This window comes from Arthrobacter sp. efr-133-TYG-120 (assembly GCF_030209785.1).
Taxonomy (GTDB): Bacteria; Actinomycetota; Actinomycetes; order Actinomycetales; family Micrococcaceae; genus Arthrobacter.
The window spans coordinates 145,514-159,873 of the sequence record NZ_JARVRI010000003.1; the positions used below are offsets into that span (position 1 = coordinate 145,514).

The window sequence follows — 14,360 nt, forward strand, 5'->3', positions numbered from 1 at the left end:
GCTCACGGGCGCCCACCAGAGGGCTGGGGGAGAAGTCTGAAGATGATCTTGGTCCGTCCCATGGTGATGGTGGATCCGTCAGTAAGTTCTACACTGCCGTCCACTTTATGGCCGTTGACGTAACTTCCGTTGGTGGAACCGAGGTCGACGGCGCGGATGACTCCGTCTGCCGTCTGGATTTCCAAGTGCTTGCGGGAGACGCCGGTATCGTCCACCAGGATGTCGGCTTCGGATGACCTGCCCAGCACGATGGAAGGCGCGTTGAGGGAATAGCGTTGTCCGCCGATGTCCAGGACAGGCTGGAGCCGTGTGGGCTCGCGGCTCGGAGCGGCGGGCACAACGGGCCGGGGAGCAACGGGCGCGGCAGCCCCGCCGGATTTCTCGGTGCGGGACGTGATCTCGAAATGGCCTTCGCGCTGGGCATCGTCGTGACGGAAGGAGATCCGTACGGGACCCTGCAGAATGTAACCTTGGCTGCGCACGTGCTGGATGACGACGTCGCACAATTCTTCGGCCAGGGGAGTTCCCCAGTCCTGGGCGCGCGCGAAGTCTTCATCGCTCAAGAGAACGTCGAAAACGTTGGGTGCCAATGTTCGGCCGGCTGAAATGGTGATGGACTTGTTGTCCAGTTCACGGCGAAGCTTGCTGGCGATTTCCACCGGCTCCACCCGCGCCCGCGACCCGGTGGAGAAGACGCCTCGGACGGCCTTTTCGATGCCACGCTCAACCCTGTCAAGCAAGCCCATGGTCCTTCTCCTTCCGCTTCGTTGACCCGGCAGTATCAGTAGCCAAGACGAATCCCCGCAGTGGCCGGAGCGCACGCAGGAAGCCTGTCTTCAACCCCGATACTACTGGGCAAGACTGTGAATGGCCTTATTCCACAACGGCCGGAACGCTGGAAAAGTTCGCCGGGCTGCATCATTCCGGGATGCTTCTCGCGTGATTTCCGCATCATCTGGGGGACCGGCAATCCGTGGCGTCCCAGGGTTTTACGGCCCCGTCCCGGGTCGATTGGCGTTTTCAACAGGTTGTCCGTTATGCTTGATCTCGCTGCTTTCGCAGGGGTGAGGCCGGGGAAACCTGGTACGGCCCGGGCGAAAGAAAGTTGCGCGCGAGTGGCGGAACGGCAGACGCGCTGGCTTCAGGTGCCAGTATCCGAAAGGGTGTGGGGGTTCAAATCCCCCCTCGCGCACGCAATTCAAAGGAACCCCGGTCTCTGACCGGGGTTCCTTTGTTTAACTCACCGAACTCCCTCGCAACTCCCAACTAGCTCGCAGTCGTTGTCGTTTTGGGGGGCCGGCGGGGACTTGCGAGGCGAGGGTGGCGGTGGGGATCAGTTGGGCTACGCCCGGAGCGCCCCAAGCCCGGTGATCAGCGCATCCAGGCCCATGCTGAACGCGAGGTCGGACGGGTAGTTGTTCCGCTCGGGTCCCAGGCTGCGGACAGCTGAGGTGAAGTGCGGCGTGGAGTCGGCCAAGCGGCCGGAATCGAAAATGTCCGCCGGCGCGTTAGCGTCGAAAGCGGCGCCGAAGATATAGGCCTCGAGGGCCACGATGCTCGGGATGATCTGCTTCTCCGGGAAACCCGCGCGGAGGAATCCCTCCGTCACAGCTTCGTACATGGCGAGCGTCTGCGGGGCGTCCGTCACGGGCAGGACCGCGATCACCGAGATCAGCGGGGTGTGCCTCGCGAAGATACCGCGGTAGGAATATGCCCATTGCCGGACGGCTTCCTCCCAGGGAAGCGTGCTGAAACCGCCGAAGTCGACCTTGGACATCAGGTCCTCTTCCACGAGCTTGAGCACTTCGTCCTTGGAGGACACGTGGTTGTAAAGGGCCGACGGCGCGACACCCAGGGAGCGGGCGAGGGCCGCCATGGTGAGGCCGTCGTAACCCTTCTTGCTGATCAGTTCCAGCGCCGCCGCAGTGATGCCGTCCTGGTCCAGGACCGCCGCCATCGGCCGGCCTGCCCTGCGGCGCGCTTTGGTCTCGCCGGGAGCGGGGGTGGGTTCAGGCATCGCTGACCTTTCTGGAGGCTGTGTCCTCAGCATTATTCCATTTGGGTCTTCACAGCCGGGGCCAAGGCAGCTACAGTTGAGATAAATGAACGTCATTCATTTATTGGTCAGCCAACGGGGACGGCCACAGAAAGGACATCATGTTGAATCTTGATCGCGACGTCGTCATTGTCGGTGCCGGTCCGTCGGGGTTGACGGCCGCCCGCGAATTGAAGAAGGCCGGACTCAGCGTTGCCGTGCTCGAAGCGCGCGACCGCGTCGGTGGCCGTACGTGGACCGACACCATTGACGGGGCCATGCTGGAAATCGGCGGACAATGGGTGTCCCCTGACCAGACCGCCCTGATGGGGCTCCTGGACGAACTGGGCTTGAAGATGTACGCGCGCTACCGCGACGGCGAGTCTGTCTACCTGGCGCCGGACGGCAGCCGCACCCGTTACACCGGGGCTTCCTTCCCGGTGAGCGAAACCACCGCAGCCGAGATGGACAAGCTCACCGCCATCCTGGATGGCCTCGCCGCCGAGATCGGCCCTGAGGAACCCTGGGCCCACCCCAAAGCCCGCGAACTGGACACCATTTCCTTCCACCACTGGCTGCGCCAGAACTCCACGGACGAGGAAGCCTGCAATAATATCGGCCTCTTCATCGCCGGAGGCATGCTCACCAAGCCGGCCCATGCCTTCTCCGCGCTGCAAGCGGTCCTGATGGCGGCTTCCGCAGGTTCGTTCTCCAACCTGACGGACGAAGACTTCATCCTGGACAAGCGGGTTATCGGCGGCATGCAGCAGGTCTCCCTGCTGATCGCCGCGGAACTGGGCGACGACGTCGTACTTAACAGCCCGGTCCGCACCATCAATTGGGAGCCGGCGGGTGAAGGCCACCGCGTCACTGTTGAGTCCGAGCGCGCAACCGTCAATGCGCGATTCGTGATCATGGCAGTCCCGCCGAACCTGTACTCCCGCGTTTCCTACAACCCGCCGCTGCCGCGCCGCCAACACCAGATGCACCAGCACCAGTCCCTGGGCCTGGTCATCAAGGTCCACGCTGTCTACAGCACGCCGTTCTGGCGCGAAGACGGCCTGTCCGGCACGGGCTTCGGCGCCGACGCCCTGGTCCAGGAGGTCTACGACAACACCAACCACGGAGACACCCGCGGAACCCTGGTGGGCTTCATCTCGGACGAAAAAGCGGACGCCGTCTTCGAGCTCAGCGCCGGGGACCGCAAGAAGAAGGTCCTTGAGTCCATCGCGAGCTTCCTGGGCGACAAGGCCCTGGATGCCGAGGTCTACTACGAATCCGACTGGGGTTCCGAGGAATGGACCCGCGGAGCCTACGCGGCCAGCTACGACCTGGGTGGTTTGCACCGCTACGGCAAGGACCAGCACGCCAACGTTGGACCCATCTTCTGGTCCTCCTCCGATCTGGCCGCGGAAGGCTACCAGCACGTGGACGGAGCGGTCCGGATGGGCCAGGCAACGGCTGCCAGGATCGTCGCCGCCAACAGCCGCGTCGCTGCGGTACCGGTGGCCTAGGAACAGGTACTAATCCAAAAGTGAGGTCTCGTCCCTTTCGCTCGCTGAAAGGGTCGAGACCTCACGTGTGGAACCCGGGCAGTTGGCCCCGCAACCAAGATTGTTGAACAATCTTGGCATTTCAGGCATGATGGTGAGGTATTCAACCTGAGACGGGGATCACAATGCCTTTTATTGACCTCAACAGCGACGTCGGAGAATCGTTCGGCAACTGGACCATGGGGGACGACGCCGCAGTCTTCCGCTACGTGTCGAGTGCCAACGTGGCCTGCGGATTCCACGCCGGAGATCCCAGCACCATCGCCCGCACCTGCCGGGACGCCGCAGCCGCCGGAGTGACCATTGGCGCCCACGTGGGCTATCGGGACCTCGCGGGTTTCGGCCGCCGGTTCCTCGACTGCTCCGCATCGGAACTCGCCGACGACGTTCTCTACCAACTCGGCGCACTCCAAGCCCTGGCCCGTGCTGCCGGTTCCGAGATCAAGTACGTCAAGCCGCACGGTGCCCTCTACAACACGATCGTCCACCACGAGGTCCACGCCCGGGCAGTGGCCGACGCCGTCCATGCCTTCAGTCCCGGACTCCCGCTCCTTCTCCTGCCGGGCTCCGTCGCTCTCGCCAAGGCGGAAGCGAGGGGGCTCCGGGGAGTAGCCGAGGCGTTCGCCGACCGCGCCTATAACGCGGACGGCACCCTCGTATCGCGCCGCGAAGAAGGTGCCGTGCTCCACGATCACGCCGCCATCACGGAAAACATGGTCCGCCTGGCAACGGAGGGCAAAATCGTGGCCCGCGACGGTTCCATCCTGGACGTCCATGCAGAAAGCATCTGCGTCCACGGAGACACTCCCGGCGCCGTGGCCATGGCAGCCGCCGTCCGCGCGGGGCTCGAAGCCGCCGGCGTGACCGTGCGGAGCTTCGCGTGAGCCTCACGGGAATACGCTGGTCCGGCTCGCGTGCCCTCCTGGTGGAGCTTTCCGATCTCCCTTCCGTGCTGGCGTTTCATTCCCGGCTGCTTGCCGAGCCCCTGCCCGGCCAGCTCGATGCGGTCGCCGCGGCAGCCACCGTACTGATTAAGTTCGGCACGCATGCCGAGGCACTCGCGGCGCGCGCCGCCGTCGGGCATGTTGATCGAGGCGGGGTGCCGCGCGACGGTTCCCGCGACGTCACTATCGAAGTGGTGTACGACGGCGAGGACCTCACCGAGGTGGGCATGCTCACCGGTCTGGGCCGGGACGGCGTGGTGGCCGCGCACACGGGCCAGCTCTGGACCGCGGCTTTCGGCGGCTTCGCCCCGGGCTTCACGTACTTACTCGGCGAGAACCGCAGCCTCGACGTTCCCCGCCGCAGCTCGCCCCGTACCTCCGTTCCCGCCGGTTCCGTGGCGCTCGGCGGAACGTTCTCCGCCGTCTACCCGCGGCAATCCCCGGGCGGCTGGCAGCTGATCGGACGTACGACGGCGGTCCTCTGGGATCTCGAGCGGGAGTCGCCGGCGCTTGTCCGCCCAGGAGATAGGGTCCGGTATGTCGCTGTCCGCGAGGCCATCGCGTTGACTCCGGCACCACATGCCGCCCGCGAATTCACCGGACCCGCCCTCGTGGTGGACTCACCCGGACTGCAATCGCTGGTCCAGGACCTCGGCCGCCCTGGACTGGGGGACTTGGGAGTCTCAGCGGCGGGCGCCGTGGACCAGCAATCGATGCGTCAGGCCAATCGCCTGGTGGGCAACGAACCCGGTACCGCGGTTGTGGAAACGGTGCTAGGCGGACTCACGGTCCGGGCCGCCGGCGACCAGGTACTCGCGGTTGCCGGGGCGGTGGTCCCCATGGAAATCTTCGATGCCTCCGGGGCGCCGGGCCGCCGCGCCGCGATGTGCGCGCCCTTCGCTCTCCTGGACGGCGAATCCCTCAGCCTGGGCGATCCGACCCTCGGGGCCCGCAGCTACCTTGCCGTCCGCGGCGGGATTGATGTTGATCCGGTGCTCGGCAGCCGCTCAAGCGACTCGATGTCCGGAATCGGTCCCGCGCCACTGTCGGCCGGGACCAGCCTCCCCGTGGGAAGAGCGCCGCTTTTCCAGATGGTCGGCGCCTCCGAGGAATCCACGCTCCGGCTAGGAGCGGTCTCTTCGGAGCTGCGGATCACCTTGGGCCCGCGGGACGACTGGTTTGATTCCCGGGCCCTGGAGGCGCTCACGCAGGAGGACTGGCTCACCACCGAACAGTCCAACAGGATCGGTGTCCGGCTCAGGCCGGGAAGCAACCGTCCGCTCGAACGGAACCCCGACCGCGGCGCCGGCGAGCTCCCGAGTGAAGGTACGGTTGCCGGCGCCCTCCAAGTTCCCCCCAGCGGACACCCGGTCCTCTTCCTGGCCGACCACCCGGTGACCGGCGGGTATCCGGTGATTGCCGTCGTCGTACCCGAAGACCTGCCGACGGCGGCGCAATTGCCGCCCGGCCATACCGTGCGGTTCACGATCGTGGACCCCGCAACCCTTGAACCACTTGAACCTGCCGTTGCCGGCGCTGTCTCCGAAGGAACCCAGCCATGAAAAAGGTCCTGATCGCCAACCGCGGCGAGATCGCCGTGCGGATTGCCCGCGCCTGCTCAGACGAGGGCTTGCAGTCTGTTGCCGTGTACTCGGACCCCGACGCCGATGCCCTCCACGTGCGGTTCGCCGACGAGGCCTACGCGCTGCGCGGTTCCACCGGCGCCGAGACGTACTTGGACATCGCCAAGCTGATCGACGTCGCCCGCCGTGCCGGTGCCGACGCCGTGCATCCCGGATATGGGTTCCTGTCCGAGAACGCCGACTTCGCTCAGGCCGTCATTGACGCCGGCCTCACGTGGATCGGCCCCGCGCCGCAGTCGATCCGGGAGTTGGGCTATAAAGTGACGGCCCGCGAGATCGCCGTCCGCGCAGGGGCTCCGCTTGTGCCGGGCAGCGACGGTCCTGTGGCCAACGCCGCTGAAGTACTTGCCTTCGCCTTGGAACACGGCATGCCGGTGGCGATCAAAGCTGCTTTTGGCGGGGGAGGCCGCGGGCTCAAGATTGCGCGGCGCCTGGAGGACATCGAGGACTCCTTCGAATCCGCCGTGCGTGAATCCAAGGCGGCCTTCGGACGTGACGAATGCTTCGTGGAACGCTTCCTGGACCAACCGCGGCACGTTGAGGCGCAGATCCTGGCCGATATGCACGGCAACGTGGTGGTCCTCGGAACCCGTGATTGCTCCCTGCAGCGTCGCAACCAGAAGCTCGTGGAAGAGGCGCCCGCACCCTTCCTAAGCCCTGAACAGCGCACGCTCATCCACGAATCGGCGAAAGCCATTTGCCGTGAGGCGGGATACTACGGCGCCGGAACCGTGGAATACCTCGTGGCCGTGGATGGCACCATCTCCTTCCTCGAGGTCAACACGCGCCTGCAGGTAGAGCATCCCGTCACCGAAGAAACCTCCGGGGTGGACCTGGTCCGCGAACAGTTTCGGATCGCCGCAGGCGGCATCCTCTCCCTGACCGAGGACCCTGAGCCCACAGGACACGCCTTCGAGTTCCGTCTCAACGCCGAAGATCCGGCACGCGGCTTCCTTCCCGGCCCCGGTACCGTGGAAGTCTTCGAAGCGCCCACCGGTCCGGGCATCCGCGTGGACTCGGGAGTTCGCTCCGGATCAGTGGTTCCCGGGGAATATGACTCCCTCCTGGCCAAGCTGATTGTCCGAGGCGAGGACCGGCAGCAGGCCCTGCGCCGCGCCCGGGTTGCCCTGGACGAGATGCAGATCAAGGGTTTGCCCACCGTGCTTCCCTTCCATCGGGCCGTGGTCCGCCACGAGGCCTTCACCTCGGAGGACAAGCTCGGCGTTTACACCACGTGGATCGAGACCGAGTTCGCCGAGGATCTGGCCGCCTCTCCCGAGATCGCCCGCGTGGTCCCCGGCTCCGAACGCAGCACGTTCACGGTGGAGCTGGACGGCAAAGCGGTGCAGCTTGGGCTCCCCCTCCGCTTGTTCGAAGCGCTGATGAGCGGCGGTGGCGGGTCCGTCGTTGCTGCCCCTTCGCCTGTTGCGGCCGACGACGCCGGGCTCGCCTCGCCGATGTCCGGCTCGCTGGTGAAGTGGCTGGTTGAGGACGGTGCGGCAGTGGAAGTCGGACAGCCCGTGGCAGTGTTGGAAGCCATGAAGATGGAAACCACCGTCCCGGCGCACCGATCCGGCACCGTGGCGCGCGGTCCGCACGAGCCGGGCACCGCCGTCGGGCGCGGAGAAGTGCTCGCGAGCATCGGCTGAGGTTGGCACGGTCGCCGTTCGGTAGATTTGGGGCATGCCCATGAACGCTGCGCTCCAAGGAATCGCCGACGCCGGCCACGCCACCCACGCCCACACCGGGGCTTGGGTTGCCGCCCAGCTTCGCCAGCGCATCTCCGACGGCCTGTTGCCGCCCGGCACGAAGCTCTCCGAACAAGCCCTGTCCGAGGCGCTCGGCGTTTCCCGGAACACCCTGCGGGAGGCCTTTACGGTGCTGGCCGGTGAATCCGTGGTCCAGCGCATCCCCAACCGCGGCGTGTTCGTAGCCGCCCCGGGAGCGGACGACGTCCGCGAAATCTACCGGGTGCGCCGCCTGATTGAGCCGGCGGCCGTGTTGTGGGGCGAGGTCCCGGCCGGAGCCCTCGACGCTATGGACGTGATCGTCGACAAAGCCCGGGCCGCCCTTGCCGAGGGATCGGTGGCCGGCATGGCGGACGCCAACCAGGAGTTGCACAAGGCCTTGGTGTCGCTGTCCGGAAGCGCCTCCCTGGACGCATTGATGGAGAAAGTGCTGGCCGAGATGCGATTGGTCTTCCACGCAATGGCCACCACTCCCGACTTCCACGGGCATTATGTGGAACGGAACGCCGCCTTGGTTGCCCAGATCCGCAACGGACAGCGGGAAGAGGCCGCAGCCGAGTTGCGCCGCTACCTCGACGGTGCCGAGCACGAACTCCTGGTGCACATCGGGGCAATTCCGTAGGCAGCGGGCACTCGACGCCAGCCAGTTACGGTGCGGAAACGCCAGCCGCCGCTTCGGCTTCGGCCATCGCCACATCCAACCGCTCGACGGCGCGGGCATAGTCCGTCCCCGCGGTGAGGCGGCAGCGTTGGGCTTCCTGCAGCGCACGGACCAACGCGGCGGTTTGCGGAACGTTGACATCGCTCATGCCGGGGAAGTCGATGCCCTTGGCGGGATCCAGCTCATACCGTTGCCAGCGGGCCAAGAGAGCGTCGTGACGGGCTGCCGCCTCCGTGAAACCGCTCCGATTTTGACGCTTCTGCTCCAGTTTCCGGCCGACAGCAAAGGCGGTGGCAGCGGCACCCATGGCGAGGAAGAGCATCAAGAGCCCGACGGCGGGCGAGCCCAACGCGGGGATGACGACTGCGGGGACAATCACCACGAGTCCGGCGAAGATGTTCCAGAAGGTGGCGTCCGGCTCTTTGACGGGTTCCCGATCGCGTTGGCCGAGGGGCGCCTGCAAGGCGAGGCGGCCGCCGTCGGGGGCTGCGTGGATGACCGCTTTCCGGACGGTGTTGACGGTGAAGGCCACCGCGCACGTGAGCAAGACCGCCCACAGCCCGATCTCCCAGACCGTCAGCTGGATTCCAGTTGTGGCGGGCAATCGGACCACCTCCACGCGAATGCGCACCTCTTTGAAATCAGTATGCGCCGAGGAAGGCCCGGAGGCGAGAGCCCGAATCGGGCTTAAGAGCAGCAAGGCAGGGCACCCTGGCCCGGGTGCCCTGCCTTGCTGCGGAAGTCCGGCTGGAGCTTAAGCGTGGTCCCGCTTGGATGCCTTGGGCGCGTCCCGCTTGGCAGCGGCGTTCGTCTTGGCGTCCTTCGTGGCTTCTTTTTTGGCAGCTTCTTCCTTGATGCGCTTTGCCTCGGAGCGCACGGCTGCGTGCGTGGCGCGCTCGACGACGAGCCACTGCGGGGGAGCTGCCAGCAGTTCGGTGATTTCCGCCGTCGTTAGGGGCTCGGTGATTCCGCCGCGGGCGAGGCCGCTGATGGAGACATTCAGCTTCTGTGCCACCACGGGACGCGGGTGCGGACCCGTCCGGCGGAGCTCGGCGAGCCACTCCGGGGCGTTGGCCTGGAGCTCGGCGAAATCGGCGCGGGTGATTTCCGAATCTTGGAACTCCTGGGGTGTTGCAGGCAGGTAGATGCCAAGTTTCTTGGCAACGGTGGCCGGCTTCATGGACTGGGAGTTTGCAGAGGTCATGGTTCAAGGGTATCCGCCCCCGCAGCGAAGTGGCACAGCCGCTGTTCTAGGATGAATCCATGCCGCACATACGAGTCGCCGGGGGCGCCCGGAAAGTCCTGGTGACGCAAGCCCCGGCGTACCGTAGGCGCAGATGAACTTCAGCGGGATTCCACGGTGGGTGTATGGCCTTGCGGTAGTGGGCGGCTTGTTCGTCCTGTTGCCGCTGGCCGCCATGGTCGCAAAGGTCAATTGGGCGCAATTCATCCCGCTGGTGACCTCCGATTCCTCGCTCACGGCGTTGGGCCTCAGCCTCCGCACTTCAGCAGCGAGCACCGCGCTCTGCGTCGTTTTCGGAATCCCCTTGGCACTTGTCCTTGCCCGCCGGCCCTTCCGCGGGCAGCGGCTCCTCCGTGCCTTCGTCCTCCTGCCCCTGGTGTTGCCGCCGGTAGTGGGCGGCATCGCGCTGCTCTACACGTTCGGGCGGCAGGGTCTCTTGGGCAAGAGCCTTGAGCTCGCGGGCATCCAGATCGCCTTTTCGACGACGGCGGTGGTCCTGGCCCAGACGTTCGTCGCCTTGCCGTTCCTGGTGGTGAGCCTCGAGGGTGCCTTGCGGACGGCCGGCAACCGATACGAAGCCGTTGCCGCGACGCTCGGCGCCCGCCCCACCACCATCCTGCGCCGCGTGACCGTACCCATGGTCCTCCCCGGTCTTGCGTCGGGGGCGGTATTGTCCTTTGCCCGCAGCCTGGGCGAGTTTGGGGCTACGCTGACTTTCGCGGGGAGCCTGCAAGGTGTCACTCGGACATTGCCTCTCGAAATCTACCTGCAGCGCGAGACCGACGCGGACGCCGCCGTCGCCCTTTCACTCGTGCTTGTCGCCGTGGCGGTGATCGTCGTCGGACTGTCTTACCGGCGTCCCCACCGCGCAGACATACCCGCGGAGGCCGCCGCGTGAGTTTCCACATCGACGCCACCGTTCGGGCCCGAAACCTCGACGTGTCATTGAGCCTCGGACAGGCGGAAACCGTGGCGATCCTCGGACCCAACGGCGCCGGAAAGTCGACGCTTTTGTCCGTCGCCGCGGGACTCGTACGGCCCGACGCCGGCTCTGCCCGCCTGGGTGAGCAGGTTCTCTTCAACCTCGACGGCGGCAGCCGGGTATGGACCCCTCCGCACCTTCGCGGTACGGCGCTGTTGGCCCAGGAACCGTTGCTTTTCCCGCACCTGAGCGTCCTGGACAACGTGGCTTTCGGCCCGCGCAGCGCAGGGGCTTCCCGGGCGGAATCACGCGAGACTGCGCGGCACTGGCTTGCCGAAGTCGACGTCATGGAGTTTGCCGGGCGGAAGCCCGGGCAGTTGTCCGGGGGACAAGCCCAGCGTGTTGCGGTGGCCCGCGCACTGGCGGCCAGTCCCGAGTTGCTGCTCCTTGACGAGCCGATGTCCGCCCTGGACATCCACGCCGCTCCGCACTTGCGCCGGCTCCTCAAACGCGTCCTGTCCGGACGTCGCGCCCTGATCATCACCCACGACGTCCTGGATGCCCTCATGCTCGCGGACCGCGTGATCGTCATGGAAAAGGGCAGGATTGTGGAGGAAGGCGCCACCCGTGAGGTATTCCGGCGTCCACGAAGCCAATTCGCTGCGGGCCTGGCCGGGGTGAACCTCATGGCGGGCACCGTCACGGAGGACGGACTCAGGACATTCGTCACCGACGAGCTTCCCGGCCTGCACGTGGCGGGACACCTCGATGACGAAGCGGAACCGGGCGAGCCCGGCGTCGCAGCCTTCCCGCCGTCGGCCGTTTCCATCTTCCTGGACGCCGCCCACGGCAGCCCGCGCAACTCTTTCCCGGTGGCAATCACGGATCTCGAACCGCACGGGGACCACATCAGGGTCCGGGCCGGCGATCTGGCAGCGGACATCACGCCCTCCGCGTCCGCCGAGCTGGGACTGGAACCCGGCTCGCGCGTCTACTTCGTGGTCAAGGCCACGGCAGTCCAGGTGTACGCGGCGTAGCTTGCGCCGGCGCTGCACTGGCTACGGCACGCGCGGTACTGTGAACTGGTGCCATCCGATCAAGAATCCTTGCCCGCCGTCGGCGTCCCCGACGCCTCCGACGCTGAAACAAGCGGCCCCCAGGGGCTAACTTTCGCCTACGTCGCCGGCGTGACACCCGGGAAATGGATCCGGCGCTGGGAAGAGCGCATGCCCGATGTCCCGCTGCACTCGTTCATGTCCGACGACGGCGCGCAGCTGGAGGTTCTGCGCGATGGTTCCGCGGATCTCAGCTTTGTGCGCTTGCCGGTGGATCGCGATGGACTCCACGTCATTCCGCTCTACGAAGAGCAGCCCGTGGTGGTGGCCCCGAAAGGCCACGAAATCTCGGTGTTCGAAGAGGTGGCGCTGGAGGATCTCGCGGAGGAGAACTTCCTGGACGTCGCCGGGATGGGCGGGCCGGAGATGGCCATGCAGGTAGTGGCCTCGGGTGCCGGTCTGGTGATCCTGCCGATGTCCGTTGCCCGGCATTTCAACGTCAAGGACACGGTGGCGCGCCGCCTGACCGGGGCCGAAGGGACGCAGATCGCCCTTGCGTGGCCGAGCGACTCCACCAGCGAGGTCATCGAGGAATTCATTGGTATTGTCCGGGGCCGGACCGCGCAGAGCTCGCGGCAGCCGTCGGCACAGCAAGAGAAGCCCAAGAAGGCACCCAAGCCGGACCGGCGCGGCACCGGCGCCAAAAAACCTGCAGTGGCTCAGCGCTATGCGCCGAACCCCGACAAGGGTCGGGGCAAGGGCTCCCGCAAGAAAGGAAAGCGGTAGGCGATGGGACTTGGAGCGAAGCCGACCATCCGGGACGTCGCCAAGAGCGCCGGCGTTTCCCTCACCACCGTGTCCTATGTCTTGTCCGGGCGCCTCGGTGGCACCACCCGCATCAGTGAATCAACGCAGGAGCGTGTCCAGGCCGCGGCCAAGGAGCTGGGTTACGTACCGAATCAGGCGGCCCGCGGAATGCGCCGCGGCAAGACCGACCTCGTGGCGATTGCGATTGGCGACCTGGAATGGCCGTGGGACCGGGCCTTGGCAACGGCCGCTGCACGCATTTTGCCCCAGCACGGATACCTGCCCGTGATCCTCATCGGCGAAGGGTGGCGGCGGTTCATGCTCTCCGGCGGTGCCGACGGCGCCATCATCGGGGCTCTCCCGCCCGGCACCCTTCTTGACCTCACGGTGGGGGAGTTGGCCAGGCGCGGAGTAGCCCAGGTCATCATTTCGGACACGATGCAGCCTGCCGGGTTCGATGTCCTGGCCCCCGGATCCGCGGGCGGGACTCCGGAACCGGAAGCGCTCGAAGGAGCCATCACACTGCTCCTTGACCGGCTCGCAGGACGCACCATCGGCGCGGGAACCACCAAGGCGGCGCCTTGGGAGTTCAAGACGCCGTAGCTGTCAGCCCTCCTTGAGCGGCTTCCGGGCCAGCCAGGCCGCGACGATGGCACCGGAAACGTTGTGCCACAGGGAGAATACGGCCGACGGCAACGCTGCCAGGGGCGTGAAGTGCGCGGTCGCAAGAGTGGCGGCAAGACCGGAATTCTGCATGCCCACCTCGAACGCGAGGGCCCGCCGCGCCTTGTCATCGAGGCGGCCCAGCTTGCCCGCCAGGTAGCCCAGGCCGAGGCCGAAGCCATTGTGGAGAACCACGGCGAGGAAGACGATGCCGCCCGCGGCAACGATCTTGCCGGCGCTACCCGCCACCACCACGGCGACGATCAATGAGATCACGACGGCGGATGCCCAGGGAAGTGCCGGCAGCACCTTGCGCACGAGCTTCTTGAGGAAGAGTCGGGCCGCCAGCCCCCCGATGACCGGGAGGAGGACCGTCTTGACGATGTCCAGGACCATGGAGCCGGCATCGATGTTCAGGAAGGAACCCGCGAGGAAAAACACCAACAAAGGGGTCACGATCGGGGCAATGAGGGTGGAAACGGAGGCGACGGCCACCGACAGCGCAACGTCACCCTTCGCCAGGAAAGCCATCACGTTGGAGGCCGTGCCCGACGGCGCGCAGCCCACCAGGATCAAGCCCACTGCCAGCTGGGGTTCCAGGTTGAGCGCGACCGCGATCAGCCAACCAGCACCCGGCATGATGACGTAGTGGGCCACGATGCCCAGAACCACAGCCCAAGGGCGCTTCGCCACCGACGCGAAGTCCGGAGGGGTAAGGGTCAGGCCCATGCAGAACATGATGATGCCCAGCAAGAACGGAACGCTTGGTGCCAGTGGTTTGAAGGCGTCGGGAAGCAGGAAACCGGCCACTCCGGCGAGGACCACGAGGACGGGAAAGACCGTGACCGCGATCCTGGCGATTTTGGCTTCCGCGGCCAGTGCCGGATTCAGGACGGGGGCTTCTGCGGGGTTGGTTGTTGCCTCAAGCATCGTTCTATCGTGGCACTGTGGTTGAACGTGCGCCCAATCCGTGACCCGGATCGGGCCAATATGTCAGATGACCGTCGTTTCCCAGCCCAACTGACTCGCATTTGTTGACCCTTCTATAGTTGTCAAGCGTTGCAGGGGGCTGGGCTTGTGGCGTTG

14 protein-coding genes and 1 tRNA gene are annotated in these 14,360 nt (G+C 66.1%); 10 read left to right on the forward strand and 5 right to left on the reverse strand.

Features of this window, described 5'->3' with window-relative positions; all coding sequences use genetic code 11:
• Positions 1-2 precede the first annotated feature (2 nt).
• Complete coding sequence (locus QRN51_RS03200; protein ID WP_284988580.1) at positions 3-746, reverse strand: FHA domain-containing protein; 744 nt, start codon at positions 744-746, stop codon at positions 3-5.
• Positions 747-1,109: 363 nt separating this feature from the next.
• On the opposite strand from QRN51_RS03200, the gene QRN51_RS03205 reads away from it, so the two are divergent.
• Positions 1,110-1,192 (forward strand) — tRNA-Leu (locus QRN51_RS03205).
• Between the two features lie 150 nt (positions 1,193-1,342).
• Here QRN51_RS03205 and QRN51_RS03210 read toward each other — a convergent pair.
• On the reverse strand, positions 1,343-2,050 hold the full coding sequence (locus tag QRN51_RS03210; protein ID WP_441432818.1) for a TetR/AcrR family transcriptional regulator: 708 nt from the start codon (positions 2,048-2,050) through the stop codon (positions 1,343-1,345).
• 107 nt (positions 2,051-2,157) lie between these two features.
• Between QRN51_RS03210 and QRN51_RS03215 the strand changes: the two genes are divergently transcribed.
• The 5 genes from QRN51_RS03215 to QRN51_RS03235 all read left to right on the forward strand — a co-directional run bounded on the left by QRN51_RS03215 (position 2,158) and on the right by QRN51_RS03235 (position 8,545).
• Positions 2,158-3,549, forward strand: a complete 1,392-nt coding sequence (locus tag QRN51_RS03215) for a flavin monoamine oxidase family protein (protein WP_284988583.1) — start codon at positions 2,158-2,160, stop codon at positions 3,547-3,549.
• A gap of 164 nt (positions 3,550-3,713) precedes the next feature.
• The gene (locus tag QRN51_RS03220) at positions 3,714-4,472 is read left to right on the forward strand and encodes a LamB/YcsF family protein (RefSeq protein ID WP_284988585.1); all 759 of its coding nucleotides are present in this window, start codon (positions 3,714-3,716) and stop codon (positions 4,470-4,472) included.
• On the forward strand, positions 4,469-6,094 hold the full coding sequence (locus QRN51_RS03225) for a 5-oxoprolinase subunit B/C family protein (protein WP_284988587.1): 1,626 nt from the start codon (positions 4,469-4,471) through the stop codon (positions 6,092-6,094). The genes QRN51_RS03220 and QRN51_RS03225 overlap by 4 nt, the downstream gene beginning before the upstream one ends.
• Entirely contained in the window at positions 6,091-7,824 is a 1,734-nt protein-coding gene (locus QRN51_RS03230) for an acetyl/propionyl/methylcrotonyl-CoA carboxylase subunit alpha (RefSeq protein WP_284988588.1), read from the forward strand. The genes QRN51_RS03225 and QRN51_RS03230 overlap by 4 nt, the downstream gene beginning before the upstream one ends.
• Before the next feature lie 34 nt (positions 7,825-7,858).
• Positions 7,859-8,545, forward strand: a complete 687-nt coding sequence (locus QRN51_RS03235; protein ID WP_284988589.1) for a GntR family transcriptional regulator — start codon at positions 7,859-7,861, stop codon at positions 8,543-8,545.
• 25 nt (positions 8,546-8,570) lie between these two features.
• Here QRN51_RS03235 and QRN51_RS03240 read toward each other — a convergent pair whose 3' ends face one another.
• The gene (locus QRN51_RS03240; protein ID WP_284988590.1) at positions 8,571-9,188 is read right to left on the reverse strand and encodes a hypothetical protein; all 618 of its coding nucleotides are present in this window, start codon (positions 9,186-9,188) and stop codon (positions 8,571-8,573) included.
• Positions 9,189-9,338: 150 nt separating this feature from the next.
• Positions 9,339-9,788, reverse strand: coding sequence for a DUF5997 family protein (locus QRN51_RS03245; RefSeq protein WP_059388896.1), 450 nt, complete (start codon positions 9,786-9,788; stop codon positions 9,339-9,341).
• A gap of 133 nt (positions 9,789-9,921) precedes the next feature.
• Here QRN51_RS03245 and QRN51_RS03250 point away from each other — a divergent pair, with 133 nt between their 5' ends.
• The 4 genes from QRN51_RS03250 (at position 9,922) to QRN51_RS03265 (ending at position 13,214) form a co-directional block, all read left to right on the forward strand.
• Positions 9,922-10,725, forward strand: coding sequence for an ABC transporter permease (locus tag QRN51_RS03250; RefSeq protein ID WP_284988591.1), 804 nt, complete (start codon positions 9,922-9,924; stop codon positions 10,723-10,725).
• Positions 10,722-11,786: a sulfate/molybdate ABC transporter ATP-binding protein gene (locus tag QRN51_RS03255; RefSeq protein WP_284988592.1), complete on the forward strand. Its 1,065-nt coding sequence runs from the start codon at positions 10,722-10,724 to the stop codon at positions 11,784-11,786. The genes QRN51_RS03250 and QRN51_RS03255 overlap by 4 nt, the downstream gene beginning before the upstream one ends.
• A 69-nt stretch (positions 11,787-11,855) precedes the next feature.
• A complete protein-coding gene (locus tag QRN51_RS03260) occupies positions 11,856-12,590 on the forward strand; it encodes a LysR family transcriptional regulator substrate-binding protein (protein ID WP_502870844.1) in 735 nt (244 codons plus the stop codon).
• Between the two features lie 3 nt (positions 12,591-12,593).
• A complete protein-coding gene (locus QRN51_RS03265; protein WP_284988595.1) occupies positions 12,594-13,214 on the forward strand; it encodes a LacI family DNA-binding transcriptional regulator in 621 nt (206 codons plus the stop codon).
• Positions 13,215-13,217: 3 nt separating this feature from the next.
• Here the strand turns inward: QRN51_RS03265 and QRN51_RS03270 are convergent, their stop codons facing one another.
• Entirely contained in the window at positions 13,218-14,204 is a 987-nt protein-coding gene (locus QRN51_RS03270) for a bile acid:sodium symporter family protein (protein WP_059388899.1), read from the reverse strand.
• Positions 14,205-14,360: the final 156 nt, after the last annotated feature.